The organism is Massilia sp. CT11-108 (genome assembly GCF_047302915.1).
Lineage (GTDB): Bacteria > Pseudomonadota > Gammaproteobacteria > Burkholderiales > Burkholderiaceae_D > Telluria > Telluria orientalis.
The window spans coordinates 1-9,581 of sequence record NZ_JBKYMO010000211.1; the positions used below are offsets into that span (position 1 = coordinate 1).

General features: G+C 59.1%; 12 protein-coding genes. 11 read left to right on the forward strand and 1 reads right to left on the reverse strand.

Annotation, left to right across the window (positions count from 1 at the left end):
• From ACEN88_RS17200 to ACEN88_RS17210, 3 genes are all read left to right on the forward strand, one after another.
• Positions 1–938, forward strand: a 938-nt coding sequence (locus tag ACEN88_RS17200) for a solute carrier family 23 protein (RefSeq protein ID WP_413341464.1), incomplete at its 5' end; no start/stop codon positions are given.
• Complete coding sequence (locus ACEN88_RS17205) at positions 935–1,777, forward strand: outer envelope protein (RefSeq protein ID WP_413341466.1); 843 nt, start codon at positions 935–937, stop codon at positions 1,775–1,777. The genes ACEN88_RS17200 and ACEN88_RS17205, both read left to right, overlap by 4 nt.
• Positions 1,778–1,882: 105 nt before the next feature.
• Entirely contained in the window at positions 1,883–2,227 is a 345-nt protein-coding gene (locus tag ACEN88_RS17210; protein ID WP_413341468.1) for a hypothetical protein, read from the forward strand.
• Positions 2,228–2,595: 368 nt separating this feature from the next.
• Here the strand turns inward: ACEN88_RS17210 and ACEN88_RS17215 are convergent, their stop codons facing one another.
• Positions 2,596–2,778, reverse strand: a complete 183-nt coding sequence (locus tag ACEN88_RS17215; RefSeq protein WP_413341470.1) for a hypothetical protein — start codon at positions 2,776–2,778, stop codon at positions 2,596–2,598.
• 208 nt (positions 2,779–2,986) lie between these two features.
• Here ACEN88_RS17215 and ACEN88_RS17220 point away from each other — a divergent pair, with 208 nt between their 5' ends.
• From ACEN88_RS17220 to ACEN88_RS17255, 8 genes are all read left to right on the forward strand, one after another.
• Positions 2,987–4,468, forward strand: a complete 1,482-nt coding sequence (locus ACEN88_RS17220; protein WP_413341472.1) for a SulP family inorganic anion transporter — start codon at positions 2,987–2,989, stop codon at positions 4,466–4,468.
• Positions 4,469–4,480: 12 nt separating this feature from the next.
• Positions 4,481–5,341, forward strand: coding sequence for a universal stress protein (locus ACEN88_RS17225; RefSeq protein ID WP_413341474.1), 861 nt, complete (start codon positions 4,481–4,483; stop codon positions 5,339–5,341).
• A gap of 8 nt (positions 5,342–5,349) precedes the next feature.
• Complete coding sequence (locus ACEN88_RS17230; protein WP_413341475.1) at positions 5,350–7,026, forward strand: phosphoethanolamine transferase; 1,677 nt, start codon at positions 5,350–5,352, stop codon at positions 7,024–7,026.
• A 14-nt stretch (positions 7,027–7,040) separates the two neighbouring features.
• A complete protein-coding gene (locus tag ACEN88_RS17235; protein WP_413341476.1) occupies positions 7,041–7,547 on the forward strand; it encodes an NUDIX domain-containing protein in 507 nt (168 codons plus the stop codon).
• 396 nt (positions 7,548–7,943) lie between these two features.
• Positions 7,944–8,195 (forward strand): AbrB/MazE/SpoVT family DNA-binding domain-containing protein, encoded by a 252-nt coding sequence (locus ACEN88_RS17240; protein ID WP_413341478.1) that lies wholly within the window; start codon positions 7,944–7,946, stop codon positions 8,193–8,195.
• The gene (locus ACEN88_RS17245; protein ID WP_413341479.1) at positions 8,189–8,539 is read left to right on the forward strand and encodes a type II toxin-antitoxin system ChpB family toxin; all 351 of its coding nucleotides are present in this window, start codon (positions 8,189–8,191) and stop codon (positions 8,537–8,539) included. Before ACEN88_RS17240 ends, ACEN88_RS17245 begins: the two co-directional genes overlap by 7 nt.
• A gap of 126 nt (positions 8,540–8,665) precedes the next feature.
• Positions 8,666–9,031: a hypothetical protein gene (locus ACEN88_RS17250; protein ID WP_413341481.1), complete on the forward strand. Its 366-nt coding sequence runs from the start codon at positions 8,666–8,668 to the stop codon at positions 9,029–9,031.
• A gap of 48 nt (positions 9,032–9,079) precedes the next feature.
• Positions 9,080–9,568: an FAD-dependent oxidoreductase gene (locus ACEN88_RS17255; RefSeq protein ID WP_413341483.1), complete on the forward strand. Its 489-nt coding sequence runs from the start codon at positions 9,080–9,082 to the stop codon at positions 9,566–9,568.
• The last annotated feature ends 13 nt before the right edge of the window (positions 9,569–9,581 follow it).

A 9,581-nucleotide genomic window follows, 5' to 3' on the forward strand; every position in this document is an offset into this window, starting at 1 on the left:
GTGCCGAAGCGCCGGCGCTGAAGCTCGCCGGCCCCGTGCCGATGACGCCGAACCCGAACTACGGCGCGCTGGACCACCTGGGCATCGCCGCGTTCGTGCTGGCCGTCGTGCTGTGCCTCGTCCGGTTCTGCCGCGGCTTCCTGGCCAATATCTCCGTCCTGCTGGGCATCGTGGCCGGCTGCGTCGTCACGTTCGCGCTGGGCGAGATGAACTTCGACAAGGTGGGCAAGGCCGCCTGGTTCCAGCTCGTGACGCCGCTGGCGTTCGGCACGCCCACGTTCGACCTGGTCATGATCGTCACGTTCGCCGTCGTCATGATCGTCGTGATGATCGAGTCGGCCGGCATGTTCCTCGCGCTGTCCGAACTGACGGGCAAGGACCTGGACCGCAAACAGCTCGCCGCCGGCCTGCGCACGGACGGCCTGGGTACGCTGATCGGCGGCCTGCTGAACACCTTCCCGCACACGAGCTTTTCGCAGAACGTGGGCCTCGTCGCCGTCACGGGCGTCAAGAGCCGCTGGGTGTGCGTGGCCGGCGGTATCATCATGATCGTGCTGGGCATGCTGCCGAAGATGGCGGCGCTCGTCGAAGCAATTCCCCAGTTCGTGCTGGGCGGCGCGGGTCTCGTCATGTTCGGCATGGTGGCCGCGGCGGGCATCCGCATCCTGACGCGCGTGGACTTCCGGAACAACCGCTACAACCTGTATATTGTCGCCCTGTCGATCGGCTTCGGCCTGATCCCGCTGGTGGCACCCCGCTGGGCCCAACAAATGGCCCACAGCCTGCATCCGTTGCTGGAGTCGGGCATCCTCCTGACCGCCGTCGCCGCGGTCGCGCTGAACCTCTTCTTCAACGGTACCCGCGACATCCCGGCAGAAAGCCACGGAGACGCGGGCGCCGCCAACACCCATCCAATCGTCCAAGGGAGCAAAGCATGAAAAAAACCGTCCTGACCATGGCGCTGTGCGCGTGCGCGGCAACGTCCGTCCAGGCCGCCGAATGGAGCGACACGTCGATCGGCTACCGCACCGGCGGCCGTTTCCGCGAGCCGTTCAACGCCAGTGAAATCCACAAGGACATCATCGACATCAACCACGTGAGCGGTTATGCCTACGGCACGAACTTCTTCAACCTGGATGTCCTGTTGTCGAACAAGACCGATCCGTCGGCTCCGGGCGCGAAGTCGGGCGCGCAAGAGTTCTACCTCGTGTACCGCAACACGATCTCGCTGGGCAAGGTGAGCGGCAAGGAATTCGCCTACGGCCCCGTGAGCGACGTGGGCCTGACGCTGGGCTTCGACGCCAACACGAAGGACGACGCCGGCTACAACTCCAAGAAGCGCATGCTGGTCGTCGGCCCGACGCTGGCCTTCAAGGTCCCGGGGCTGCTGAACGTGGGTATCTACGGCCTGTGGGAGAGCAACGCGCCGAACAACGAGTTCACGCAGACCAGCGTCGCGCGCTACCGCTACGACACGCACCCGATGCTGGGCGCCGTGTGGGCGTTCCCGATCGGGGCGTCGGGCTGGTCGTGGGAAGGCTTCGCGAACTGGATCGCCTCGAAGGGCAAGGACGAATTCGGCAACCAGACTGCGCCGGAAACGAACATCGACATGCAGTTGCTGTACGACCTGGGCCCGCTGCTGGGCGCCAAGCCGAAGACCTTCCGCGCCGGCTTCGCCTATCAATACTGGCATAACAAGTTCGGCAACGACAGCAAGCGCGTGCCGGGCGCCTCGGCGAGCACGCCGATGGTCAAGGCGGAGTACCACTTCTGATTTCCGGGTAGGACGGGGCGGCACGGCGGTGCCGGCCCTGTTGTAGCCACCGGCGCGCTTGCCTTCGGGCGGTGCGCCGTTTTTTATTGCAGGTCAGAAGTTCACATGGCCCAAGCCACCACGCTCCAGCCGGGCCAAATCCGTCACCTTCTCCGCGTGACGGCGGCCGCCAGCAGGCATCCCGAGCGGGACTCCCTGATTCTTCTGCTGGGCCTAACGGCCGGCATGCGCGTGACCGAAATCGCGCAAATCGAAGTGCAGGACGTGCTGTTCCAACAGGCGCGTTGCGCACCGAAATCAGCCTACGCGCGGCGATCACGAAAGGTTGCCGGCAGCGTTGCATCGACGTTAGCCACGCCAAGGCCATCGAGGCGCTTGACCCGTGCCTGGTCTATCGGACGGCTCGGCGCCTGCGTACGACGGACGATCGGGGCCGCTATCGGGGCCTGAGGCGGCGGTTCCTCGCCCAATGGCCGACGCACAATGGCGTCGCGGCTGATTCAGCAAGGAGAGGAAGCCGAGACCGTCCAGCTGCTGCTCGGGCACGCCGAGTCATATGCTAGTGATTACAATATAATATTTGTCAGTGAATTCAACAAATCCGGGCCCGTAGCCCGGCTTTTTATTCAGCCATCGAACGTTATGCAGGTGTATATGTAATATCGGCACATTTGGGCTCGAGTACGCTCTGCCAAAAAAATGGTCCGCCGATCCGGTGCCTCGATGTAAGAGCAACATCCCGAGTACACCGTGTAGCTCTGAATGGCCGGGTTCGGCCACAACAGACATATCAAACGGTAGCGGTCGGCCAACTATGTTCACGTCAGTAGCATCAACAACCAACCCAAACGCTTGCCCCTCAAAAGCTTTAGCTTGACGAGTACGCATGCTGCATTGCAAAATAGAGCGATGACCGCATTCATTTTCATCTTCAATCTCAACGCCTGTGCAACGCGCAGCGTTGAGTGCGCGCGTTCCGCGTCGAAGATCATGGAAGCCATGAGCTACCCGGGCTCGGAACTGCCTCGCGGCTATTTCTGCTCTGTCACTCCTCCGTAATTCCTTTCCGCACTCGATTTGAAGCAAACCGATCTCGTGTCCGCGACGTCGGCTGATCATTTCGCTCTCGTTCGTCGTGTTCCTGCGCCTGGAGCACGGTGCTCATCTATTCGATGTTTGCTCGGTCAAGTGGACCGGGAAGGTAAATCTATGTCTATACAAACCATTCGTCAGGATTGGTTCTCCTATATCCGCAATGATCTCCTCGCGGGCGTGGTTGTCGCGCTCGCACTTATTCCGGAGGCCATTGCCTTTTCAATTATCGCTGGCGTCGATCCCAAGGTCGGCCTTTATGCCTCGTTCTCAATGGCGGTCGTTATTGCATTCGCAGGCGGACGCCCAGGCATGATCTCCGCCGCTACCGGTGCCATGGCCCTTCTGATGGTCACCCTGGTAAAGGAGCACGGCTTGCAGTACCTGCTGGCCACCACGATCTTGACCGGCGTCCTGCAAATGCTGGCTGGCTGGCTCAGACTCGGAGCACTGATGCGCTTCGTTTCGCGTTCGGTCATTACAGGCTTCGTCAACGCGCTTGCCATCCTCATCTTCATGGCCCAATTGCCGGAGCTGACCAACGTCAGTTGGCACGTCTACGCGCTAACGGCCGCGGGTCTCGCCATCATTTACTTGTTTCCTTATGTCACCAAAGCGATACCATCGCCGCTGGTGACGATCGTGGCCATCACCGCTGTCTCCATCTATCTTGGCCTGGACGTACGCACTGTGGGCGACATGGGCAAGTTGCCCGACAGCTTACCGATCTTCCTGCTTCCTGACGTCCCACTCAATTTGCATACGCTAGCGATCATCTTGCCGGTTTCTGCCACGCTGGCGGTGGTTGGGCTGCTGGAGTCTATGATGACTGCCTCGATCGTGGACGATTTCACCGACACGAACAGCGACAAGAACCGCGAATGCGTTGGCCAAGGCATCGCCAACATCGCTACCGGTTTCCTGGGCGGCATGGCTGGCTGCGCCATGATTGGGCAGTCGGTTATTAACGTGAAGTCAGGAGGCCGCGGAAGGCTATCTACTCTCGCAGCGGGCGTGTTCCTGCTGCTCATGGTGGTGTTTATCGGCGACTGGGTGGCGCGCATCCCCATGGCGGCCTTGGTGGCTGTGATGATTATGGTTTCGATTGGGACGTTCAGCTGGACCTCCTTGCGGAACTTGCGTGAGCACCCGAAGAGCTCGAGTACCGTGATGCTCGCGACGGTCATCGTGGTGGTCGCGACGCACGACTTGGCCAAGGGCGTGCTTGTCGGCGTACTTCTGTCAGGCTTCTTCTTTGCAAGTAAGGTCGGGCGGATTCTGCACGTCAGCTCGATGGCCGCAGACGATGGCCGCACCCGTACTTATGTGGTGACTGGCCAGGTGTTCTTTGCTTCAGCAGAAAACTTCGTCAAAGCTTTTGATTACAAGGAGGTTATCGACAACGTGCGTATCGACGTGAGCCGTTCACACTTCTGGGACATCACAGCGGTTAGTGCGCTGGACAAAGTTGTATTGAAATTCCGACGAGAAGCAACCTCGGTCGAGATCATCGGCCTGAACGAAGCCAGCGCGACGATGGTGGACAAGTTCGCCGTGCACGACAAGGACGGCGCCGCAGACATGCTGATGGGCCACTAAAAGGGGAAGAAAATGGAAAGTGATAAAAAGATCCTGGCTTGCGTCGATCAGTCCGCTTTTGCGGTCCATGTCGCGGACTATGCCGCATGGGCTGCGCGGTGCGTTGGCGCCTCCTTAGAATTGCTCCATGCGATTGACCATCATCCGGAACGAGGGCCGAATGACGACCTCAGCGGAACCATCGGGCTTGGCACACAGGAACAACTACTGGACAAACTGGCGGCTTACGAAGCTGTGCGCATCGCTGCTGAGAGAGACCAATGCAGGGAGTTCCTGAACGGCTTGCGCGAGCGTGCCGCTAGTGTCGGGGCTAGCCTTGTGGAGGTCCGCCAACGCCATGGCCGGTTGGAGGAAGTACTAGCTGAACTAGCATGCGACCCGCGGCTTATGGTTATGGGCCGCGGCGGAGGTGACAACGGTACGGCAACTGGCCGGCTGGGCACCAATGTCAAGGATGTGCTGATAGCGGTACATGTTCCGGTATTGATCGTTTCAGATGCGTTCAAGGAGCCGCAACGGGTAATGATTGCGTTCGATGGCCGTCCGGCAGCGAAGCGTGCCGTAGATATGGTGGCGGCGAGCCCGCTGTTCGAGGGCATTGCGGTGCATCTGTTCATGTGCGGCGAAGGACAGGATGCTTCAAACAAGTTGGCATGGGCCGAAGGCATCCTTCGGGCAGCCGGGCGGAATACGCGTGCCGTGCTCAAACCAGGCGATGTCGCCAGCAACGTCGTTGAAGCGGTAAAGGAGCAGTCGATCGAGATGCTCGTCATGGGTGCATTCGGACATTCTGCACTTCGCAGTCTGGTCTTCGGCAGCAAGACGACGGAAATCATACGTGCTCTCGGCATTCCGACATTACTGCTGCGCTAGGAAGAGCTTTGATTAATAGTAAAACCATCGGCGCCTTATGGGCGCTGCAGCAGGCGGCCGCGCGCACCGCCGCGACATTGATAGCGCTCGGCATTTACTGGCAGCTTGGCATGCAAGACGTCCACAGCCTTACCAAGGCCGCGGCATTCATTGTCATCGCGAATGCCGGCATGGCCGGTCTTTTGCTGCTCGGGTGTAAACGCACGCTGGCTGCAGGTGCTGCTCTTACACTCAACAGTCTGGTCGTCGTAAACGCAGCTGTCGAAGGATTCCTGTTCTGGCTGTACGGACTGGAGCCAAAGCATATTGTGGTCGCGGACGCCATTCTTGGCAGCAATGCAAACGAAGTGCACGAGTTCGTAGTTACCTACTGGCCACATCTCGCATTGGTATCACTACTGACGGTGGCGATTGTCGGCTTGTTTCTTTGGGTGGAGCGTAGGTTGAAGGCGATGCCAGCCAGTATGCCGGCGGCGGGAAGATGGCGCGAGCGCTTGATCGGAACCGGCATGCTTATCTCGTTCGCGGCACTCCACTTCAACACTACGATGGCAGAAGAAAATCCCTTTGTCTACTGGCCGGCTTACCTCGCGGACTATCGAGAGCAACGGGCATTCATGACAGAGGTGAAGGGTAAAGTTGCTGCCGACCTGGTAAATGCGCAACGGTACCCCACTACCTATGTCGGTCCGCCAAAACAAACCGTGGTTGTGGTGCTGGGCGAAAGCGTAAACCGGAGTAACTGGTCTCTGTACGGTTATGCTCGAAACACCACGCCTGAATTAATGGCAAAGCGTGATGAGCTGATCGCATTCAATAACGTGCTGTCGTCGGACGCCGCCACTGTCCAGTCCCTGCTTAAAATGCTTAGCCCTGCCACGTTGCAGCGCCCCGATGCGTGGTTGACAGAGCCGAACGTCCTGGCTCTAGCGCGCGTGGCCGGCTATCACGTGGTCTGGTTGTCGAACCAGGAACAAGGGGATGGTCCCATCCAGATCCTCGCCGAGCACGCGAACGAACAAATTTTCGTTAACAACGGCCATGGCCGCGGTACGCGCAGCCTCGACGAACGCCTCTTGCCCAAACTGAAACATGTCCTTGCAGGCAAAGCACCGCGCAAGCTGATCGTCGTTCATATGCAGGGCGCGCACCTTCGCTACGACCTGCGTTACCCACCCGCCTTCGACAAGTTTTCCGGCACCAACGATGCGGTGGCGAGCTCCCTATACGCTGCAGGTCGGCCCTACTGGATTCGGAAATCACGGGACGAATACGATAACGCCATGCTTTATACTGACCACGTTCTGTCGTCGATGCTTCAGACGGTCGCGCAGGCCTCACCGGGAGGTTCACTCTCGCTACTCTACGTTTCTGATCACGGTCAAGAGGTTGGACACAACCGCAATTTTGCCGGGCATTCCTCAACCGACATGAGCGGTTACCAAGTGCCTCTCCTGCTGTGGCAACACGATAGGAAGCGAGCCGCGAGCGACTATCGCATTGCACTCGAAGCCCGGCCATACCGTACTGACAGTCTCGATCATACCTTGCTTGGACTCCTTGGCATTCAGACTCCTTTCTATCAGGCAGAGCACGATATCCTCAGTGACAGGTTCAGCAGCCCGACACTCATCTCTCGTCACGACAAGTGCCCTGATTCAACAGCGCCTGTCCCTTGCATATGACTCTTCTCTATACGATGACTGATCCCAGCGTTACCGAAAAGGCCGGACAAGTCATCCTTGAACGGCAGGCCGTACGCGCCGTCGTCCTGCACGGGAGCGAAGTGCTCCTGTTATACACGCAGCGTTACGATGACTTCAGTTTTCCTGGAGGAGGATTGGATGCCGGGGAGGCAGCCGAGGAAGGGCTCATTCGTGAAGTCAGGGAAGAGACCGGAGCTACCGGCTTTAGTATCGGCCCCTACCTCGGGTATGGCGATGAGTACCGCCCCGCTCGGAGACCCGGACATGACAAGCTATTCATGCGCTCGCATTTTTATCTCTGTCAGTCGGACTACATACTTGGCAAGGCTGCACCGGAGTCCTATGAGCTAGCGAATGGGATGGTGCCGAAATGGGTTGATATCGACGAGGCGATCGCGCACAACGAATCAGTCTTGCGCAGCCAGCCCTCAAGTATGGGCATATCCATCCACCGGGAGACGTTCATGTTGCGATATGTCGCTGCACACTTGGTAGGCTGACGCGTCAGTAGTCACACCCGTCGACGCCGTATTTGGATTGGTGTCCGCTATTGACAGTACACCTCGGAAGCCAATAGCCGGGTGAAGACAGATGCTGGCGAGGTTGTCTACTCAGTCGGCTACCTTACGGCAATTCAGAAGGTGCTCGAGCACCGAACCCCAATCTCGACTCTGTTCAAATGTGATAGTCATAAGCCGGCAAGGCTTGTCGGGCGGTGCTTATGATATGAGGCACTCACAAGATCGGAGCTGGACCACGTTCGTCCTTATCTCCAAGTGTCGCAAAAGAGGCTCGAAGCGATGTTCGAGGCAGTTCTTTGATGTGTATCTACATTGTAGGATTTGCTTGCGGCGCCGCATTGTGGGTAATACAATGTATCTACATTGGAGGTAACTATGGAACTCTCGATTCAAAAGTGGGGCAACAGTGCGGCAGTCCGACTGCCGTCTGCTTTGCTGAGTCAACTAGGCGTTGCACTTGGCGACAAACTGAGCGCGGACATGCGACCGGAAGGACTGGTATTGCGGCCTGCTCGCAAAACCTACTCTCTTGCAGATCTGATGGCGCAATGTGATCTGAAGGCGGCGCCTCCTGTAGACGCGGAGGCCTGGGAAGGCAGCAAACCGGTAGGCCAGGAAGTATGGTGAGGCGTACCACGTTCAACCGTGGAGATATCGTTCGCGTGAACCTTAACCCAACAGTAGGGCGAGAGCAGCAAGGCGATTTTCGTCCTGCCCTCGTACTCTCCCCGGCCGCGTTCAATCTCATGGGGGTGGCTTTAGTGGCACCAATTACTCAAGGCGGCGATTTCGCTCGCTATGCGGGCTTCGCAGTGCCGTTGAGTGGATCGGGCACTGAAACCCAAGGTGTCGCGCTGGTGAATATGATTCGCACAATGGATTTGGCCGCTCGCGGGGCGAAGAAAATCGAAACAGCGCCTGAGTTCGTGGTCGAGGACGCGCTTGCCCGGTTACGGGCTATTCTCGACTAAGGAAAAATACGGCGCCGACGACAGCAGCAGCGGCCGAAGTGATCACGTGGCGGCATCGGGTCTGGAAGAACGTCGGCGACACGCCAGGACCGTGCTCGGCAAGTCAAGGAAAACACCAGGACAACAATGGAAAATGAATCGAATTCGAGACGGAGCCTCCTGCATCGACTCCCCCCTTTTCATCACATCCTTCTCATCGCTTTATTCGTCGGCCTCGGCACGTGGTACGCGTTTAAATCCCTGGATGAAGTTCATCAAGAAGCGGCGCAGCGTCAAGCGAGCAATGAACTGGACAATGAGCTGGAGAATCGGCGCATCGCCGAAATCGAAGCGATCAAGGCCAGGCTGCGGCGAGCCGACCCCAAGCACGAGCAGACCTGTGCACACGCCGCGAGCTTTCGCTATCCCGAAGAGAACAACGAAAGCGAGTTGACCCACATGCGCCGAATCGAAAACTGTGTGGATCAGATAGCAAAGCGGGCAGCGCATTGAAGAGGAAGAGAGCGCATTAACGGTCTCCATCGAAATACAGGTGAACCAATGCAGGCAAGCGACCACGACATCATCATCGTCGGCGGCGGCCCCACGGGCCTGATGCTGGCCGCCGAACTGGCATTGGCCGGCGTGGACGTCGCCATCGTCGAACGCAAGGCGGCGCAGGCCCGCGTGGGCGGCCGCGCCGGCGGGCTGCACGCGCGCACGCTCGAACTGCTCGACCAGCGCGGCATCGTCGACCGCTTCCTGGCCGCGGGCAAGACGCACCCGCGCGTCAGTTTCCACGCCGCCCTCGACATCAGCGATTTCCCGACGCGCCACAACTACCTGCTCGCGCTGGCGCAGGAACAGACCGAACGGCTGCTCGCCGCGTGGGCCGACGAACTGGACGTGCGGATCTACCGCGACCGGGACGTGGACGGTATCGCATGCGACGACGAAGGCGTCGACGTCACGACGGCGCACCTCTCCAACAATGGTGCGCCACCGCACAAGCAGGCAGCACCGGCACGGTCGCGGTGCGCAGGTCCGTGAGAATCGCCCCGGT